Source organism: Methanoregula formicica SMSP (genome assembly GCF_000327485.1).
Classification (GTDB): domain Archaea; phylum Halobacteriota; class Methanomicrobia; order Methanomicrobiales; family Methanospirillaceae; genus Methanoregula; species Methanoregula formicica.
The window spans coordinates 305,392-323,803 of the sequence record NC_019943.1 but is presented as its reverse complement, the minus strand read 5'-3'; the positions used below and the strand labels follow the sequence as shown (position 1 = coordinate 323,803).

The 18,412-nt window shown below is 55.7% G+C and carries 23 protein-coding genes; 3 read left to right on the top strand and 20 right to left on the bottom strand.

Annotated elements, in window-relative coordinates; translation table 11 throughout:
* The gene (locus tag METFOR_RS01640) at positions 1-1,485 is read right to left on the bottom strand and encodes a transglutaminase domain-containing protein (RefSeq protein ID WP_015284369.1); all 1,485 of its coding nucleotides are present in this window, start codon (positions 1,483-1,485) and stop codon (positions 1-3) included.
* A 107-nt stretch (positions 1,486-1,592) separates the two neighbouring features.
* Here METFOR_RS01640 and METFOR_RS01635 point away from each other — a divergent pair, with 107 nt between their 5' ends.
* Positions 1,593-2,180, top strand: coding sequence for a class I SAM-dependent methyltransferase (locus METFOR_RS01635; RefSeq protein WP_015284368.1), 588 nt, complete (start codon positions 1,593-1,595; stop codon positions 2,178-2,180).
* A gap of 382 nt (positions 2,181-2,562) precedes the next feature.
* Here the strand turns inward: METFOR_RS01635 and METFOR_RS01630 are convergent, their stop codons facing one another.
* Positions 2,563-3,015, bottom strand: a complete 453-nt coding sequence (locus tag METFOR_RS01630; RefSeq protein ID WP_015284367.1) for a HEAT repeat domain-containing protein — start codon at positions 3,013-3,015, stop codon at positions 2,563-2,565.
* Positions 3,016-3,287: 272 nt separating this feature from the next.
* Here METFOR_RS01630 and METFOR_RS14345 point away from each other — a divergent pair, with 272 nt between their 5' ends.
* A complete protein-coding gene (locus METFOR_RS14345; protein ID WP_015284366.1) occupies positions 3,288-4,706 on the top strand; it encodes a hybrid sensor histidine kinase/response regulator in 1,419 nt (472 codons plus the stop codon).
* Between the two features lie 38 nt (positions 4,707-4,744).
* Here the strand turns inward: METFOR_RS14345 and METFOR_RS01620 are convergent, their stop codons facing one another.
* The 5 genes from METFOR_RS01620 to METFOR_RS01600 form a co-directional block, all read right to left on the bottom strand.
* Complete coding sequence (locus METFOR_RS01620) at positions 4,745-4,969, bottom strand: hypothetical protein (protein WP_015284365.1); 225 nt, start codon at positions 4,967-4,969, stop codon at positions 4,745-4,747.
* On the bottom strand, positions 4,966-5,298 hold the full coding sequence (locus METFOR_RS01615) for a hypothetical protein (RefSeq protein ID WP_015284364.1): 333 nt from the start codon (positions 5,296-5,298) through the stop codon (positions 4,966-4,968). Before METFOR_RS01615 ends, METFOR_RS01620 begins: the two co-directional genes overlap by 4 nt.
* Positions 5,299-5,640 (bottom strand): hypothetical protein, encoded by a 342-nt coding sequence (locus tag METFOR_RS01610; protein WP_015284363.1) that lies wholly within the window; start codon positions 5,638-5,640, stop codon positions 5,299-5,301.
* 83 nt (positions 5,641-5,723) lie between these two features.
* Complete coding sequence (gene rlmH, locus METFOR_RS01605; RefSeq protein WP_015284362.1) at positions 5,724-6,203, bottom strand: 23S rRNA (pseudouridine(1915)-N(3))-methyltransferase RlmH; 480 nt, start codon at positions 6,201-6,203, stop codon at positions 5,724-5,726.
* A gap of 78 nt (positions 6,204-6,281) precedes the next feature.
* A complete protein-coding gene (locus METFOR_RS01600) occupies positions 6,282-6,596 on the bottom strand; it encodes a hypothetical protein (RefSeq protein ID WP_015284361.1) in 315 nt (104 codons plus the stop codon).
* A 155-nt stretch (positions 6,597-6,751) separates the two neighbouring features.
* Between METFOR_RS01600 and METFOR_RS01595 the strand changes: the two genes are divergently transcribed.
* On the top strand, positions 6,752-7,237 hold the full coding sequence (locus METFOR_RS01595; protein WP_015284360.1) for a hypothetical protein: 486 nt from the start codon (positions 6,752-6,754) through the stop codon (positions 7,235-7,237).
* Between the two features lie 2 nt (positions 7,238-7,239).
* Here the strand turns inward: METFOR_RS01595 and METFOR_RS01590 are convergent, their stop codons facing one another.
* From METFOR_RS01590 to METFOR_RS15210, 13 genes are all read right to left on the bottom strand, one after another.
* Positions 7,240-8,457 carry a phosphoglycerate kinase gene (locus tag METFOR_RS01590; RefSeq protein WP_015284359.1) on the bottom strand — a complete coding sequence of 406 codons (1,218 nt, stop codon included), beginning with the start codon at positions 8,455-8,457 and terminating at the stop codon, positions 7,240-7,242.
* Between the two features lie 19 nt (positions 8,458-8,476).
* Positions 8,477-9,106, bottom strand: coding sequence for a V-type ATP synthase subunit D (locus METFOR_RS01585; protein ID WP_015284358.1), 630 nt, complete (start codon positions 9,104-9,106; stop codon positions 8,477-8,479).
* A 6-nt stretch (positions 9,107-9,112) separates the two neighbouring features.
* Entirely contained in the window at positions 9,113-10,501 is a 1,389-nt protein-coding gene (locus METFOR_RS01580) for an ATP synthase subunit B (RefSeq protein WP_015284357.1), read from the bottom strand.
* Entirely contained in the window at positions 10,498-12,261 is a 1,764-nt protein-coding gene (locus METFOR_RS01575) for an ATP synthase subunit A (RefSeq protein ID WP_015284356.1), read from the bottom strand. Before METFOR_RS01575 ends, METFOR_RS01580 begins: the two co-directional genes overlap by 4 nt.
* Positions 12,252-12,557: a V-type ATP synthase subunit F gene (locus METFOR_RS01570; RefSeq protein ID WP_015284355.1), complete on the bottom strand. Its 306-nt coding sequence runs from the start codon at positions 12,555-12,557 to the stop codon at positions 12,252-12,254. Before METFOR_RS01570 ends, METFOR_RS01575 begins: the two co-directional genes overlap by 10 nt.
* Complete coding sequence (locus tag METFOR_RS01565) at positions 12,558-13,613, bottom strand: V-type ATP synthase subunit C (protein WP_015284354.1); 1,056 nt, start codon at positions 13,611-13,613, stop codon at positions 12,558-12,560.
* A 12-nt stretch (positions 13,614-13,625) separates the two neighbouring features.
* Positions 13,626-14,204 carry a V-type ATP synthase subunit E family protein gene (locus METFOR_RS01560; protein WP_015284353.1) on the bottom strand — a complete coding sequence of 193 codons (579 nt, stop codon included), beginning with the start codon at positions 14,202-14,204 and terminating at the stop codon, positions 13,626-13,628.
* Between the two features lie 11 nt (positions 14,205-14,215).
* On the bottom strand, positions 14,216-14,476 hold the full coding sequence (locus tag METFOR_RS01555) for an ATP synthase subunit C (protein ID WP_015284352.1): 261 nt from the start codon (positions 14,474-14,476) through the stop codon (positions 14,216-14,218).
* Between the two features lie 3 nt (positions 14,477-14,479).
* The gene (locus METFOR_RS01550; RefSeq protein WP_015284351.1) at positions 14,480-16,507 is read right to left on the bottom strand and encodes a V-type ATP synthase subunit I; all 2,028 of its coding nucleotides are present in this window, start codon (positions 16,505-16,507) and stop codon (positions 14,480-14,482) included.
* Positions 16,494-16,823 carry a hypothetical protein gene (locus tag METFOR_RS01545; protein WP_015284350.1) on the bottom strand — a complete coding sequence of 110 codons (330 nt, stop codon included), beginning with the start codon at positions 16,821-16,823 and terminating at the stop codon, positions 16,494-16,496. Before METFOR_RS01545 ends, METFOR_RS01550 begins: the two co-directional genes overlap by 14 nt.
* A gap of 189 nt (positions 16,824-17,012) precedes the next feature.
* Positions 17,013-17,480: a hypothetical protein gene (locus METFOR_RS01540; protein ID WP_015284349.1), complete on the bottom strand. Its 468-nt coding sequence runs from the start codon at positions 17,478-17,480 to the stop codon at positions 17,013-17,015.
* A gap of 4 nt (positions 17,481-17,484) precedes the next feature.
* The gene (locus METFOR_RS15705; protein WP_015284348.1) at positions 17,485-17,643 is read right to left on the bottom strand and encodes a hypothetical protein; all 159 of its coding nucleotides are present in this window, start codon (positions 17,641-17,643) and stop codon (positions 17,485-17,487) included.
* Between the two features lie 258 nt (positions 17,644-17,901).
* On the bottom strand, positions 17,902-18,342 hold the full coding sequence (locus tag METFOR_RS15210; RefSeq protein WP_148277566.1) for a hypothetical protein: 441 nt from the start codon (positions 18,340-18,342) through the stop codon (positions 17,902-17,904).
* Positions 18,343-18,412 lie beyond the last annotated feature (70 nt).

Here is an 18,412-nt window from a genome sequence, read left to right as displayed (position 1 = left end):
TTACACCTTTTTCACAACTACCTTCCAGTTCTCGAGCATCTCGAACTCCGGGTCGGTATCGCAGGTGTCGCAGACTGCCTTGGGCGACTGCACGACCATATCGAACATGACGACATTGCCCGCGGGCGGGGTAAGCGGGACGTCCACATCTTTCTGGATGATGTAGCGGTATGGGTCGAGGTTTCTCGCATAGAAGTCCTTGTACTGGTGACGGTCATCGTCCGATGCCTCGTACGACCATTCCGCACCCTCGGCTATCGTCACGTCGTTCGGTATCCAGCCATAGCCTGGCAGGTAATACTCTGACCAGAAGTGAGTTCCCGCATAGCCGGGGACGAGCTGGTAGCCGCCGATGGCCCGGGCCGGGATACCGAGCGAACGGCAGAGCGCGGCAAAGTACATGCTCTGCGTACCGCAGTCACCGTAGCCGGTCCTGAGCATATAGACCGATTCAGGTGTCCCGCTGGCGCTGAGCCATACATGGGGGACATGGCTGTAGGGATGCGAGACAACATGCCAGTACAACTTCTCTGCCTGCAGGTAGGGATTGGTCTCGTTCCCCACAATCGAGAGCGCCTTTGCTTTCATCTCGGGTGAGACTACGATGTTCTTTCCGGATGCGGTGTACTTCTGGTATTCAGGATCGCTCGAGTTGTACGTTCCTACCTTTGCCGGATCGATCGTGTACCGCACTTCATACTGCATGTAGCGGAACCGTGCGGTAATATTGAGGAAATCGCCTTTCACGGACTCCAGGGGGATCTCAAGGTATGTAAGGCCCATATCTGCATCTGTACCGGTCTGCGATTTCACGTACTGTGCCGGCTCAACGGAGATAATGGTCACGTCTTTCTGGGAGGGGGACTCAACGGGCAGGGGGACCCAGAGCCGGAAGGTTCCGTTTTTCGGAAGCAATCCTGCGGGGATCCTGAGCGTTTCTGTGCCTTCCCACCGGACCGGGTTGACATACACTGCCCCCTCTGTGGCAGGGGTCGCTGTAAGGGGCTTCATCTCGTCATAAAATGGCGTCTTGCCCATGCCCGCGGTTGCATTTCGTATCAGGTCAGAATTATGGTACCTCACATTGCCAACGGTATCGGTGAAGTACAGGGTTTCCCCGTCACTCGTGATGCACTGGCCCGTTTTACAGGAGAGCCATGTTTCTTTCTGCCCGGCCGATGCTGACGGATATGCTTCATCGATCATGGCTGCCATGACCGACTGGTTGTACGGAAACTCAACGAACATCCGCGCAGAAAGGGAGGCCTTGTTCAGGGCTTCCTTTGCTTTTGCAGCATTGCCTTCTGCCCGGTACTGTCGGGATGTTTTCTCGTACAGGTCAGCAGCAGCATGATAGTTCTCCAGTGCATACTGGCTTTCTGCCTGTGCATAGAGGGCATCCCCCTGCGACGGGGATGTTTTCTGGGATGTGCACCCGGCGGCAAGAATTGCGACGAACAGGATGAGAAGAACAATGCGTTTCATGGGTATCTTCCTACGTAAAACTATGACAGAGTCTCTGGATATTAACATTGGGATAGAGTCGGAAGACTGCCGGAACAGTTATCCCCGAAGTGCACGCAGATCTCTCTATGTCTCCGGGTGAGATGCCCCGCCGCCACCAGCACGAGGTCTTTTCAGCAAAGAATGCCGCCCACCTCGATACCGCGTTCCGCCGGTTCCTCTACCGTCCCGACCGGCTGGCGGAACGGTACGTAAAGTACGGTGACCGTGTGCTCGATTTCGGCTGCGGGCCGGGCTTCTTCACCCGGGAATTCGCCCTGCGGGTAGGAGAGATCGGGCAGGTCTGGTCTGCCGACCTTCAGGAGGAGATGCTCGACATCCTCTCGAAAAAACTTGACCGCAAGGAACTGATGTCGCGGGTACGGACGCACCGGTGCCCGCCTGACCGGATCGATCTTCCTATAGAGCTGCACGGGACATTCGATGTGGCGTTTGCCATCTTTGTCCTGCACGAGGTGCCGGACCTGGAACAATACTTCCGTGAGATCGCACTGCTCCTTAAGCCGGGGGGTACCTTCTTCTACACCGAACCACTGTATATCGTCCCCGGTAAGGAGTTCGCGGAAAACCTTGCGCTACTGGAAAACACCGGGTTCCGGGTTGAGGACCGGTACTGGTATTTCCTGAACCGGGCTGCTGTACTCAGGAAAGTGTGAGGCGGTGTCCTGCATACCCCCCTCCTCTTTTTTTTTAAATTCCCGGTAACCCCCCTGCCTTGTGGGGGGGTGGTATTCGGTATACCCCTCCCCCTTTCAGCCGGGATCCACTTCCCATTCTCATTTCGGGTAACATCCAGGGCTGATCTCTCCGAGAGTGAAAACCTCCAGAGGGCTCTTGAAAGCCTGTGGAATAATGCGTCCTTTCAAACGTGATGGGGGGGTATCCTGTTGACCCCCCACCCGGTTCGTGAAAATCGTTCCTGATCCCCCCCGCATGGGGAGTGGGGGGTCTGCCGGAGACCCCTGTCTGACGCCTCGTGGACCAGGCAGGCAGACTTACCGGTAATTACCCCGGGAAAACGGGAGCACTATCTCCCCCTCACGGACCGGAACTCATCTCCTTCGCGCCAATCCCTTTGAGCAGGTTTTCCGTGCGGGTGCGGAGGGCGTCATCTTCATTTCCGTCAGCGGCAAATTCACGGAGACCGCAAACTGCCCCGGTGCTCCGGATAGCGGTAAGGGCAACAGCTGCCTGTTCCCGGATTGCCGCATGTTCAGTGCGGTCCCGCAGCCGCGCCACCAGGTCATCGACCGGGCGTCCACTCCTGAGCAGGCCAAGAGCGATCGCAGATGCAAGCCGGATCTCCGGGTCTGCATCGTACAACAGGTCGGCCACGGGCCGGACTGCACGCGGATCGCCGCTCTTCCCGAGAGCCGCGACAGCCCGCTGCCGGGTTTCACTATCCGCGCCGGACTGCGCTGCAGAAATAAGATCATACACTCCCCCGCGGGGCAGGACAGAATACTCCTGCCCCTGCCATTCAAGACTCATATCCACATTATTCACCAATCATCAGCATATTCAGAGGACAATACCAGCTCTCATCAACCGGAAAACCGGTTCAGAAGATGAAAAACAGCCTCCGCTTACCATGAGCGGAGCGTACCCGCGTTGCAGCAATCCTTTCCGGAAGGCCTTGGAGGTACATTACAATATTATAATGTAACCCTATTATAAATAATTATTCGATAAAAAATGCACCCTTTTATGAGGACCTCTCCATATCGGTAATTGTATAAACCTCATCAGACGTACCTCTGGTAATGCTGCGCATTCTGGGTGTAGATGATGATCCGGCCCTGCTTGAGGACTGCAGGCGTTCCCTTAACGAGACTGGCCTGTTCACCATTGATACCGCAACCTCTGCCGGCACCGCGATGCAGGTGCACAACGCTGCACCCTATGACCTCATCATCAGCGATTACCCGGTGCCGGAGATAAACGGGATCCCGCTTGTAAAGGCACTCCGGGAACAAGGCGACACAACCCCGTTCATCATCTTTACCGGGAGAGGAAGCGAAGAAGTCGTGATGCAGGCCCTCAGCCATGGTGCGGACGGGTATGTCAAAAAAGGAGGGGCGAAAGGCGAACAATTCGCCCGGCTCACCGCTACCATCCACCAGGTCATCGGAAAACGGAAGGCGGAAGATCGGGCATTCAGGGTGGAAAATGACCTGCTTGCAGGCATCATCCGCACGGTCCCGGCCGGTGTCGGGATTCTCAAAGGGAAAACCATCACTCACGCCAGCGAACATCTCTGCACACTGACCGGGTATACCCGGGAAGAACTGGAAACCACCGACATCCACACCCTCTGGCCGGATGCCGATACCTGCCTCCTGCCACCGGCAGACGGCAATAACCACACGATGAACGGGAATGCCCTTCCGGTGGAAACCCGATGGCAGAGAAAGGACGGCGCAATTCTGCGGGTCCTTCTCAGTCATGGCCCTCTCTATTCCGTTCATCCGGAACGGGGGACAATCATCTGCCTGTTCGATATCACGATGCATATGATGGCTGACGATGCCCTGCGCATGGCCAACAAGAAACTGAACCTCCTCTCCAGTATCACCCGCCACGATATCTTAAACAAGATCTCGATCATTGACAGCAACATCATTTTTATCCAGAAGAGGAATCCTCCGAAGGAGATTGACTCCTTCCTCCTGAAGATCGGGACCACAACACGCGCTATCCAGACCCAAATCGAGTTCAGCCGGGTGTACCAGGATCTGGGGAGCACGGACTCACGCTGGCAGAAGATCGATTCCGTCCTGCCAAGGAGGATGGTGCCGGAAGGGGTGCAATTCCAGACCACCTGCGGTGATGTGGAGGTGTTTGCGGACCCGATGCTCCAGAAGGTCTTCTTCAACCTCTTTGACAACTCCTTGCGGCATGGAGGGCATGTCCGGAATCTCCAGGTCACCTGCCGCGAGGGCGAGGGGGGACTGAAGATCCTCTGGGAAGACGATGGCGTGGGTATTCCCGATGACGAGAAAGAGCGGGTGTTCGAACGCGGGTATGGCAAAAACACCGGCCTTGGACTTTTCCTTGTCCGGGAGATCCTGGGGATCACCGGGATTACAATCAGGGAGACCGGCACACCGGGGAAGGGTGCCGTCTTCGAGATGAGCATACCTCGAGGTGTGTATCGGTACCCGGTCGGAAAAAAAGGGTAAAACGGGGAACACGAACTACCAGGGCGGGATTCCCTTACTCAAAGGGCCTTTATCTGGGTGACTAGTCCCCGGGCAAATTCATCGCCGGCAAAGATCCGGAGCGGCTCATAGAGATCGTCTGCCAGCACGGGAAGCGTTTCTGATGTGATATGTTCCGGCGCGATCCCGAGCTTCTTGCACTTGATACGGAGTGCGGACTGGGCCAGTGCATGGCCGATTTTCGGTTCGAGAATTAGCATGATACGGTCCGAATATTCCGTCATGGCTTCTCCTCCCCGGACAGGTGCAGCAGCCGATATCCCGCATAAATAAAGCAGCCGGCCGATACGATGTACCCGATGGACTGCAACCACCGCAGGGAATACTCATTTGTGAACCCGAACTCGGTGCCGTCGGCATATATACGGAGCCAGCCGGCGACAAAAGTGAAGAACGCAAACAGGATAAGAGTATCGAGGAAAAGACGGATCTTCCCGGTGAAAAAGCGACGGATGGCAACGTACAGCACCAGCGCCACAAGGAAGATGAGCGGGGCTGCACCTTTCAGGATAAGCACAAGCGGGCTCGTGTTGTAATCGAGAAGGTCGGCCATCTATTCTCCTCCCCCTTTCAGCCCGAACGCTTCGGCAATCTCGGAGAATTTCCTGTACACGAGAACGGCCACAAAAAGACTGACGAGTGCAAAGATGATGGCGCCGGTGCTCTCCATCCACTTGAACTGGATGAGGTAGTCCCCCAAAAACCGGGCACCAGCCCCGATGCAGGCAGCGATACCGCCGCACATCAATGCCCCGGCGATGATCTTCAGGTTGCCCCCGTATTTCCTCCAGGCAAGATAAAAGAACCATGTCCCGATGATGTACAGGATGATGATAAGGCATTTGAACAGCGGATTGAGGCTGCTTGCCTTGTAGGACAGTACCTCGATGACCACGGAACTTCCTTCCTGTCTCGAAATCAGATCTTGAATAAGAAAAATGTATCGGATTTTCTGAAAAAAGACGATCCCGTAATTCGTTACTTATGGTAGGGTTCGCCCCGGAGGATCCGGAACGCCCGGTAGATCTGCTCGATGAGAAGAAGGCGGGCTATCGGATGGGTAAACGTCATGTGCGAGAGGGAGAGCCGGAGGTTGCTCCTTGAGAGAACTGCCGGGGCAAGCCCGAGGTCTCCGCCGATGATGAATGCGATCTGGTTGTTGCCGGCAAGTTCCCAGCGCGAGAGGGCTTCGGCAAGGGCCGTGCTTGACCAGTCCTCCCCGTTGACGTCAAGCGCAACAACATACGAGCCCTCGGGGATGGCTGCAAAGATTCGTTCCCCTTCCTTTGCCATCGCAGCCCGTTCAATTGGCGGGGTTGCAGACACCGGGCGTTTCTCTTCGGGAACCTCGATGATCTGGATCTTCGCATAGGGGCGCAGGCGCTTCTCATATTCAAGGATGCCGTCCTGCAGGAACCGTTCCTTGATCCTGCCGACGGAGATAACTCGGATGTGCATGATACAAGCGATCCTTCCAGTTCAATAATCAATAACGCAGGCTACAGGGAGGAGAAAAGAGACGGGGAAGTACGTTACCTATGGATTACCCTTGGCATCCTTTGTTTCCATCTTCTGGTGGGACAACACATCGAGGAGCACTTCTTTCATCATCGTTTTCATGAGCTCCCTTCCTTCCTCTGATGACATATAATCCTTGAACAGTTCCCTGAACTGTCCCATATCGTGGTGATTATCGACGAAGGATAATAAAGCTTGCGTGATACAGTCCGAGACCGTAGAGAACTTCTTTTCCTCGTACACGAGTTTATTGACTTTCTCGTAGATATTGGGGGGCATTTTATAGGAGATCGCAACACGTTCCCCGCGGCTCGCCTGTACTTTTACAGCCATTCCCTAAAAAATAGGGTAAAATACTATAAATAGGCTGTTAAACGCCCGCGATAATTCATAAGTACTACAGAAACCGGCACTCGTATTTCCTAAATAATTCATATGGAATACTTTTTATAGCGCGGCAGTTAAAGGGGAATTATCGTGAGGTGACCATGATGAACGAGATTCTCCTGTTGCTTCTCCCGATTGTCGGGGTGTTTGCCATCGGCTGCAGCATTGCACTCCTTGCGCTCGGAAAGATGATTGACCGTTTCCCGACCGACGACGAGGAGAAACGTGAACGCAGCCTTGCAAGCCCCATCGAGTCCACGAAGATCGCGGTCCTCATCTTCTGGATCGTATTCATTGTCGGCATCTGGGCGCTCCTGCAGGAGACCCGCTTCGGCCTGATCCTCGGTATCACCGCGATCTTTGCGGTCTGTCTCTTCATGTTCACGGCACTTGGATTCTCGTTTGCCGTTCTCTCAACCATGCGGAGCCGGAGCAGGCATCTGGAAAAACCGGTCATGCAGGTGGGGACTTCCGACGAGATTGTTACCATCTCAAAGCCCGCGTACGAGAGGCCCGCCATTGTATCCCGGAAACGGCCGAACAGCTTCCTTACCGGAATGATGCTCGACGTAATGAAAAAAGAGTGAGATTACCCGAATATCTTTTTTGACTGCTCGAGGGCGTCGACCGCGGGCAGGACTTTTCCGGTCAAAAACTCGATACATGCGCCACCGCCGGTCGATATGTGGGTGAAGTCGCCGTCAAGACCCATCTTCTCGATGACCGCAGCGGTATGCCCCCCGCCGACAACAGAGAAGTCGACCTTTGAGGCGGCCTTGATCATCTCGTAAGTGCCGGTGGCAAAATCCGATTCCTCGAAGAGGCCGGCCGGGCCGTTGAAGACTACGGTGCCGGACTTTTTTAAGACCCCGACCATGTCGTGGATTGCATCCATGCCGATATCGAGGACCGGGCAGTCTTCGGGGGGGATCTTCGTGATAGGATATTCCTTCCGGTGGTTGTTCTCGCGGACAGCAACCGTCTGGGGCATGATAACCCGGTCCTTGTATTTTCCAAGAATCTCCTTTGCCTTCTCGATCTCGGGCTGGTACTTGAGCTGGGCAATCAGCTGGGTGGAGGGTCTGCCGATATCGTACCCTGCCGCGATCAAAAAGACGTTTGCCACGACGCCGATAACAATCACCGTGTCCGCGATTCCCTTGTCGAGCACGTTTCTTGCAACGTCGATTGAGTCGTCCACCTTGGTGCCGCCAAGCACCATGCAGACCGGTCGTGGCGCACCCGAGAAGACTTTCGAGAGCGTGAAGACCTCCTTCTCCATGAGGAGGCCCCCGGCTGACCGCATGGTCATGGGGAGACCGACAACGGTCGGCTGGGACCGGTGGGCAGTGCCGAACGCATCGTTAACAAAGACATCCCCCAACGTGGAGAGTCTTTTGATGAGATGGGTCTTCTTTGCCTCTTCGGGTTTCAGCGTCAGGTTCTCCTCGGCATTGAACCTGACGTTCTCCAGCATAACGACCTCGCCCGGTTTCATCTTATGCACGGCTTCGCGGGCGTGCCTGCCGAAGATACTGTCCACGTAGGTCACGGGTTTCCCGAGAAGTTGTTCCAGCTTTTCGGCATGGGCCTCGAGCGTGGTGAAGTCCTTCTTGCCGGGCCTGCTCTGGTGGGTGATGATGACGACTTTGCTCTTGTCCAGGGCATGGATGGTCGGGAGGTGCTCCCGGAACCGCTTGTCGTCTAAAATAATGTTGGATGAGGGGTCGATGGGGGAGTTGAGGTCGAGCCGGAGGAGGACTGTTTTCCCCTCAGCTCCCAAGTCCCTGATAGTTCCAATCGGCATCGATTAATCCCTTTTTCTGTTATGAAGTACTGCGGGCCTTGATCTTCTTCATCCGGAAGAGCTCTTCTCTTTCCATCTCGTCAAGGCGCATCTTGATGAAATCCCGGGCAGCGGTGAGTTCCGGGATGACCTTGAACTCGAGCGCGTTGACCCGACGCTTGGTCTTCTCGATCTCGTCGAGCAGGCGTTTCATGGTGGTTTCAATTTCTGCACTGATGATGATCGCTTCCACGAGCTCCTCGAATGCCGATGCGGTCTCATCAATGACCGTCGATGTCCCGAGCACACCATAACCGCGGTCCGCGAGCGTTTTCCTGACTTTCGAGGACTCGATCTGCGGCACGACAACACCCATGATATTCTTGCTCTTCAGGGCAATCTGCGGCACTTCCTTGACGGAGAATGCCGCCGACTTCACTCCGATGGCCCCCTCAACGGTGTTTGCGAGCGCCATCATCTCGACAGCGCGGGCGTGCTTCTTGAGGAGATCCCCCTTGCAGTCCTTTGCATCTGCGAGTACCTTGAAAAATTCAAGGATCAGCCCGTCGCGCTTCATCTTAAGGATCTTGTAGCCGCGCTCGGAGAGCTGGATCTTCCTCTTCAGGTTGATCAGTTCCGAGCGGGTTGGCTTGACATCGCGCAGCGCCATGGCTGGTTACTCCTTCTTTGCACCGGCCTTGAGTTTGGGGTGGTACTTGTTGATGAGGTCACGGTCGATACGGGTGAGCTGTTCAACCGGCAGCGACGAGAGGAGCTCCCAGCCGAGGTTGAGGGTGTCCTCGATGGTGCGGTCCTCGTCATACCCCTGGCGGACAAAACGGTTCTCGAACAGGTCCGCAAACTCAAGGAGCAGGCGGTCGCGCTCGGAAAGCGCGTCCTTACCGACGATGGCCACCAGGCCGCGGAGGTCATTGCCTTCTGCATAGCCGGCGTACATCTGGTCGGAGACCTTCTTGTGGTCCTCACGGGTGTGACCTTTCCCGATACCGAGGTTCATCAGACGGGAAAGCGAGGGCAGCACGTTGATGGGCGGATAAATGCCCTTGCGGTGCAGTTCACGGTTGACCACGATCTGGCCTTCGGTGATGTAACCGGTCAGGTCTGGGATCGGGTGGGTGATATCGTCACCGGGCATGGTCAGGATCGGGATCTGGGTAACGGAACCCTTCTGGCCCTTGATCATGCCGGCACGCTCGTAGATGCAGGCGAGATCCGTGTACATATAACCCGGGTAGCCACGACGGCCGGGCACTTCTTCACGGGCTGCACCGATCTGGCGGAGCGCTTCACAGTAGTTGGTCATATCGGTCAGGATGACCAGCACGTGCATACCGAGCTCGAAGGCAAGGTATTCTGCGGTGGTCAGGGCGAGACGCGGGGTGATGATACGCTCGACGGCCGGGTCATCCGCAAGGTTGAGGAAGACGACGGCACGCTCGAGGGCACCGGTGCGCTCGAAGTCCTGCATGAAGTAGTTCGCTTCTTCCTTGGTGATACCCATGGCAGCGAAGACTACGGCGAAACTCTCGGTCGAGCCGGGCACCTTTGCCTGCCGGGCGATCTGCAGCGCAACATTGTTGTGCGGGAGACCTGCGCCCGAGAAGATCGGGAGCTTCTGGCCACGGACAAGGGTGTTGGTCCCGTCGATCGTGGAGATACCGGTCTGGATGAAATCTGCCGGCATGCCGCGGGCGTACGGGTTGATGGCCGCACCGGTGATGTCGAGGCGCTTCTCCGGGACAATCTCCGGGCCGCCGTCGATAGGCTTACCGCCACCGGACAGGATACGGCCAAGCATATCTTTGCCCACGGGCATCTTGATGGTCTCGCCGGTGAACCGGATACCGCTGTCCCTGCCGATACCGGTGGTGGTCTCGAAGATCTGGACAACCACGAGCTCGTCGCTTGTGTCCAGCACCTGGCCACGCTTGATCGTCCCGTCGAAGAGGACGACGTTCACGAGTTCCTGGTAAGCAACCGGCTCAGTCTTCTCTACGAAAACCAGGGGGCCGGCAATCTTGTTGATAGTCCTGTATTCCTTCATGCTGCCGACCTCAGGGTGTTGAACTCAGCGTCCATCTGCTTCTCGATCTTCGCGAGTTCGGGCTTGTAGTCCTTGATGAACTTGATCTGGGGCAGTTCGCCCTTGCTCTTGACACCGATGATCTGGGCCGGGGAAACGCCGGCAAGCTGGGCGGCATAGGCAAGGTCGGCGAACATCTTGATCGCCTTCATCATGTCGTACTGCTTGGTCATGTCACAGAACGTGTCGACCGAGTCATACGCGTTCTGCTGGAGGAAGATCTCACGGATCATGCGGGCCACTTCGATAGTGACCTGCTCAGCCTCGGGCAGGGCGTCGGAACCGACGAGCTGCACGATCTCCTGGAGTTCTGCTTCCTTCTGGAGGACTTCCATTGCCCAGGACCGGATCTTGTTCCAGTCGGGGGAAACTTCCTTGTCGTAATAGTCCTGGAGAGCTTCCAGGTAGAGAGAGTACGAGTTCAGCCAGTTGATGGCCGGGAAGTGCCGGCGCTGGGAGAGCTTGGCGTCCAGTGCCCAGAAGACCTTGACGATACGCAGGGTGTTCTGGGTGACCGGCTCCGAGAAGTCTCCGCCGGGGGGGGAAACCGCACCGATAACCGAGACGGACCCGCCGGCGCCATTGAGGGTCTCAACAAGACCGGCGCGCTCGTAAAACTCCGAGAGACGGGCTGCAAGGTATGCAGGGTACCCTTCTTCACCGGGCATCTCTTCGAGACGGCTGGAGATCTCACGCATGGCTTCTGCCCAGCGGGAGGTCGAGTCTGCCATCAGGGATACATCGTACCCCATGTCACGGAAATATTCCGCGATGGTGATACCGGTGTACACCGATGCTTCACGGGCTGCCACCGGCATGTTGGAGGTGTTTGCAATGAGCACCGTCCGCTCCATGAGGGGCTTTCCGCTCTTCGGGTCCTCGAGGTGCGGGAATTCCGTAAGAACTTCCGTCATCTCGTTGCCGCGTTCTCCGCAGCCGATGTAGACCACGATCTCGGCATCCGACCACTTTGCCAGCTGCTGCTGGGTAACCGTCTTGCCGCTCCCGAACGGGCCGGGAATTGCAGCGGTGCCACCCTTTGCGATCGGGAAGAGACCGTCAAGGATGCGCTGACCGGTGATCAACGGGATCGTCGGGTTCAGCTTCTCCTTCACGGGGCGCGGGACACGGACCGGCCAGCGCTGGATCATCGGGAACTCGCGGCCGTCATCGAGGACACAGATGGTCTCATCAACGGTGAAGTCCCCGCTCTTGATCGTCTTGACCGTGCCGGCCTTTGCGTTGGGCGGGAGCATGATCTTGTGGACGATGTTCGTTTCCTGAACCTCGCCGAGGATCGTACCCGGTTCGACCTTGTCGCCGGCCTTTACGAGCGGCTTGAAGGTCCATTTCTTCGTGTGGGAGAGCCCGGGCGCGGACACACCGCGCTCGATGAAGTTGCCCATCTTGTCGACGAGCACCGAGAGCGGGCGCTGGATACCATCATAGATACTGGTCAGCAGGCCCGGCCCGAGTTCCACGGCAAGCGAGAGCCCGGTGTTCGATACCGGCTCACCCGGGCGGATACCGGATGTATCCTCGTATACCTGGATGATAATGTGCTCGCCCTGGATCTTGATGACTTCTCCCATCAGCTCTTCTTTGCCGACCTTCACCACATCGTACATGTGGGCGTCAAGGTTGACTGCCGTAACGACAGGGCCGGCGATCCTTTTGAGGACCCCTTGTTTTCCGTTTGCTTGTTTTCCTTTTACTTCCACAGATCAACACCCACCGATCTCTTGATTCTCTCCCGCATGGAGAGCCCGCCTTCCTCTTCACCGCCAATCGCAATCACGGTCGGCTTCACGGAATTCTCAAGCGTTGCGCGGAGCCTCCGCGGGATCTTGTCCATGTCGCCTGAGTTAAGGACAAGGATACCGACCTCGCTGTCCTGCAGCACCGTGGTGATGTGCTCATTGAGCTTCTCATCGTTTTCCGCTGCATAGGTCTTACGGATGCCCGCAAGGCGGAACCCGAGGATGAACTCGCTGTTGCCGATTACTGCAATCTCCATTTACATCACCAGGTATTCCGCGATCTTCTCGGACGGCAGTCTCGATTCCTTGCCCCGGGCAAGTGCCCGCAGGTTGAAGACCTCGTACTTCTTCTTCTCGAGATATACGAGAATCGGGTGGATCGAGAACGGATTCCGCTTGCTCATCTTCTCCATCTGCTCAAGCTGGACTCGGGTCAGTCGGACCTCGATGTCGGAGATGCTGCCTTTCTGGCCCTTCAGCTCGTCCAGCAGTGCATGGAGCGATTCGTTCCGGAAATTCACCTTGAGCTGGTCGATGAACTCGTTCGTGTCGCGGATGGAATCCAGGCTGGTGAAGTCCGTCACCGAGAGCGTGCCGCCAGTGACAAACATGTCCCGGACATCCTCATCGGTCTGTGCATCCACACGGAGCCGGAAGAGGGTCTTGGCATTCTTGATATCGATCTCCAGCTGGATGTAGGACAGGAACGCTGATGCGCCCTTGATCCCGGACTTTGCATCGGCAAGGATCTCCCCGTAGAACTGCTTGTACAGCTCGTTTTCCATATGGGAGAACGAACCGGACTCTTTTGCTGCCGGGAACTCCCGTGCAAGCACCGGGAACATCCGGTGGCCTTTCAACAGTTCGATGATCCGTTCGTTGCTTTCTTCGGAAAGGAGCCGGTCCAGCACAACCTTGTCCAAGCTGCCGGCGGGGATTAATATCTCCTTGATCTTGCCGGGTTTCTCACCCTGCACCTTGCCCCGGAGGATGGTTAAGACATTCTGGATGTCCCACCGCCGGAGATAGGCATGGGTGAAGCCCTTGAGCGTGCCCGGTGCAATCTCCTGGATCTTCTGGTATTCTTTTGCGAGGTTCCAGCTTAAGGCGACTTCCACTAGGTCGATGCCTTTGAACGCCGTCCCAAGCTCGTCGATCTCCTGTTTGTATTCGGTTTCTTCGATGACGCGGGTGATCTCGGCAACGCTCATGTTGAGCATCCGCATGTACTCCTCACGCGGGAGGAGCTTGGCTTTCCGCACCCGCATCCTGGTGCACACATAGATGTACGGTGCTGAAATATTCACACCCATACGTGTGCCTCCTTACCCGAACAGGATATCCGACGCATCCTTTAACCCGGATTCCCACACGCCCGATAAAAACGTGCGGTAGCTGTAATCAATCTGCAACTCCGCCCCTTCGCCTTCGACCAGGATGCCGCCGTCGATGTTGACGGGCTCGCCGAGTTTAAACCCGGAAAATTCCGGGTTCTCGGCTATGACCGCCTTTGCTGCGGCTACATCCCGGGCATTGCAGGAGACCTTCCCTTTCGGGATCTCCTTCTTTGCCTCGGCGAGGAGTTTCTTGATTGCTTCGCGATGGAAGCTCTCAGGGAGGGCAGCGATATCCTTCAGCACGGCCTCGTACGCCTGGTCCAGGAGTGCTTTCTGCGTGTTTAAGAGCTCGCGCTTGACAAGGAGGTTCGCTGCGGAGACCTCCTGGCTCAGAATGTGAGCGGCCTGTTTTGCGGACTCTTCTTCGGCAGCAAGCTTGATCTCGCCGGCCTTCTTGTTGGCCGCAGCGAGGATCGCGTCAACGTCCTGTTTTGACTCCAGCCGTATCTTCTCTGCCTCGGACCTGCCTTTTTCCCTGATCTCTTCGACTACTGCTTCCAGTCCCATTGTTCTCTCCCTTAGAAGAGCAGAAGGAGACCGACGACGAGACCGAAGATGACGATTGTTTCAGGGATAACGGTGAAGAGAAGGCCCAGACCGAAGAAGTCCTTGTTCTCTGCAATGGCGCCGACTGCTGCGGCACCGATGCCCATCTCGGCGACACCGGTACCGACACCGGTGAGCCCAACGGCGAGACCAGCGCCGACTGCCTTCATTCCGATCTGTGCTGCCTTAATCGATTCGATGTCTGCTGTTGCTACAACTGCTTCAACTGCCATAATTTATTCCTCCGTAAATCTGCGTTTCATCCCGAACGGGACGTACTTCATGCCTCCACCCTTGTAGAACTTGGTGAAGAATTCGACATAGTGCAAACGAATTGAGTGGAGACCTCCCCCCAGGATACCCAGTGCGGTATTGAGCGCATGACCGAGCAGGAATATGACCAGCCCAACAAGGATCATGACGATACCGACAAGGGAGAGCTCTTTCATACCGGGATTGATGAACATCCCGATGGACATATAGTTGGTCACCATCGCGATCGCGACCGATGAGAGGCCGACCGCGACGAGACGGGCATAGGAAAGAACATGAGAGATGATCGTGGGTAACTCGATCACTTCAAGGACGGACTCCCGCGCGATGAAAAGAACACCGGCAAGGATGAGCGCCGCCCCGGCGAATGTGCCGATATTGAACCCCATTGCAACGGCCGGCAGCCCGGTGAGATCGGGCATAAGCGGCATTACAACATTGGACCAGATTGCGACAAGGATACCCCACATGACAGCGAGCCAGCCGAAGTTGGCCATGACCGCCTTCATGCGGTGTTCCCCGTGGTCCTGTTTTGCATGGTTATACATGCCGAGCACACGGCCCAGCGTGATGTGCAGGATACCAATCCAGATGGCCATCATCATCAGTATCGGGATTGCCGGCCCGTGGGCCCCCGGTTCCGTTGACCCGATCAGGAGGTGCCTGCTGGGCATCAGCCCGGCGTACCCGTGGATCAGGTTCGGGAATCCGCCAACACCGGACGCCCATTCAACGAGTTGCGTGAGCTCAAAACCCAGGAACTCATTGAAGAGCACACCGAAGATGATGCTGGAGATACACGCATTCCGGAGCACGGTCATGAACATCTGGCCGTCTTCGCCCTTCATCATCTTCCGCAGGAAGAACCACATCACCAGGAGAATCAGGCCGTACCCGACATCCCCGAGGATAAGACCAAAGAAGATCGGGAACACGATGGCAAGCATGAGTGTCGGGTCCACTTCGGTATACTTGGGCCGGGAATAGATATCCATGAGCATCTGCGCCGGCTTGGCAAAATCCGGATTGTTGTACTCAACGGGCACATTGTCGTGCTCGGGATCCGTGGGCAATACCTCGACAAGGATCCTGCCGCCGGTCGCTTTCACGAGTGCCGCGCTGATCTCCCCGACCTTCTCCGAGGGTACCCAGCCTTCTGCAACAAAGGTCTGCTTTGTTGTCGCAAACCGGAGCGGGGCCTCGGACTGCTCGGCCTCTGCCCTGAGATACTCCTCGCAGGCCACCATGAACCCGGCATGCTGCTGCCGGACCGCATCGAGTTTTGCCGAAAGTCCGGCAATCTCCTTGTTCAGGGCTGCAACCTGCTCCAGGTAATAGCTGATCCGTTCCTTCGGGAAACCGGTCTCATCAGGGATCTGGACTGACTGGAATGCTGCTTCCTGCAGGGCCCGCTCGGTTTCGCCCTTCTGTGCTGACGGGGCAACGATAACAACGAAGTTCTTCTCCTTCCCCTTGACAAACTGCATCTCATTCGGAACGGAGAGGGACACTTCCTTTGCAACGTAGCCGGCGTAGACGGTAAAATCCCGGTACCCGCGGTACACGGAAAGATCGGCCGCGATGTCTGCAAACGGGGTGATCTCGGCGATCTTCTGCTCGAACTCCTTGACCCTGTTCTCGAATTTTCCGCGTTTCTGCGTCAGCTCCTCGACTTCGTTTGCAAGAACCGGCAGCTCCCGTTCGATCCGTGCCTTCAGTTCGGCCCTTGTGCCGGACTGTGCCGGATCCATGTCGTCTGCATTGATGGAGACGGCGTTCTCGATTGCCCGGATCTTCAGCAGATCAACGGATACTTCGCTTGCCCCGGGAAGTGGCGTACCAATCTTAAAGCCCTCATAGCCTGCTTTGCCGCCTTCGACATATTCCTCGATATGGAACAGGTGGTGGCGGTAGAGCTCCGCGACAACGGGAGTCATCTGGTCCCGTGACGCGGCGATGAAGAGCCGGCTCATCTGCTTAGGCTTTAACATGCAGCTGCTCCTTAAACCGCAAAACCAGCAGCTGCACTGCCTTTGAGAGGTTCTGTTCCCCTTTTGCTTTCAGTGCCGCTGCGCGCTGATTACCGCTTTTGATGATTTCAGCGTGCTTAAGTGCCGCCTGGTGCCGTGCTTCTTCCAGTTTCAGCTTTTTGTACTGTTCTGCATTGCTCTGCGCTTTGGTTACCAGATTGTCCGCCTCAAGTTCGGCCTGGGAATGTCGCTGTTTCTTCTCTTCCTGGGCCTTGCTGATCGTGGACAAGTGGTCATTTTCAGCTTTCTTGATGTCGTTCAGGACCTCAGTTTTCATCCAACCCTCCTCTCACGGCAAGTACAATAATAGGTAAAAAAAGCCATATATGTATTGCTATTTTACTGGAGAAGACGAAAATAGCGTTTTATTGTCTTTTTACCGCAAACACTCGCTGGGGATTTTTATTTTGCCTGCTACCCGGAAATCGGGGAACAACCCCACACCGGCATTGTCAACCGGGGGAAGTTAACCGGTTAATACCCGGAAATTGACATACCGGTGCGTGGCACCTTCCGGGAGGTCCACGATCTCAACACCCTCGGAATGGGCCTTGAGAGTGATCCCTGCAAGCTCGTCGCTGGAGCAGACCAGGTGCTGCTCCGGATGGGTTCCCCGCCGGATAGAGCAATTGGTGGTGATGAGCGGCCCGACACACACCAGGTACGAGAACCGTTTCGAGCCCGGGTGGTCCTTTGGCAGGACGATCAGGGGCATACGGTACGTCCTGACGAATTCGGTGAGCATGAAGGCCGGCTCCAATGCTCCTCCTTCCGGAGCCGAGACTACGATGATATCCGAAGGCTCGATGGTCTGGCTGTATTCTTTATCAGGAGTCTCGATACGGATAGCAAAGAGGGCGTTTGCTTTGGCAGCCAGGAGAAAAGAACGGGTGCCGGAGATGAGCAGGAACTCATCCTTGAGCGGCACGATCATAGTATCAGATTGCCGTCACATTATCAGACTGGCAGCTGGAACAGATGGGTTTCTTGCTGACGCTCTCGAACTTTTCGCCACAGTCATTGCAACGGTAGTTCTTCCCCTTTACCCTCTCGTCGAAATTCAGGTCACCGGTGGGGCCGCCACCAACAGTACACACGTTCGTTCACCTCAATAGGTCATCCTCACCGCGAGAAATTAAAACTATCTGAAAATCCCCACCCAGCAATTCCCGTATTGAATTATTCGCTTGAATTTTGATACCATAACCGTAATTGGAAAAAACATCCGTGGATCCAGATCAGTAATACATCTGGCCGTAATGAGTTGCAAAAGCAGAACGAGGATTACCAGTATTAACGGCTTGGAAAATTTTTGGGTTCGGGGTTTTCACAAGCGCTCTCATTTCAAGTGGTTTCTAATTATTCCCGGTCCGGTTCAGGGTTTTCTGCCACTCGGGATGTGCGGGATTCGGATATATTCCATCCAGCAATTGCATCTCCCCGTGAATAGATCTCCATCCGCTTTGCGGCCCGGTGTAATATCCTGAGAAAAATTCTGAATAAGTATTTCCTACCCAGTCATCATACCCCTGCTTCCAGGTGTTTCGTCCCTGAAGTGAGAAGGAGACGGATACACGTGTTTTATCAGATGCATTATATCGGGCAAATATCGCCGTTTTTTCTGGAATTTTCCGGGGAATATAATGGATATTCGTGTTTTGAATATCTCTTATCCGTGGGCTCTCCCAGGTAAAATTATATTTTGGGACGATCAGGGACCCATTTCCGATTGGATACAATGTATTAACGAGAGAAAAGTCTGGCTTTGAGGGGGTAATTCTGATCCTTTTTTCCATCTGATAAATTTTATTGGTGGTTCTATCTGGTATCAGTCGGTCTCCGTGAATCATAACGAAAAATGGAGTG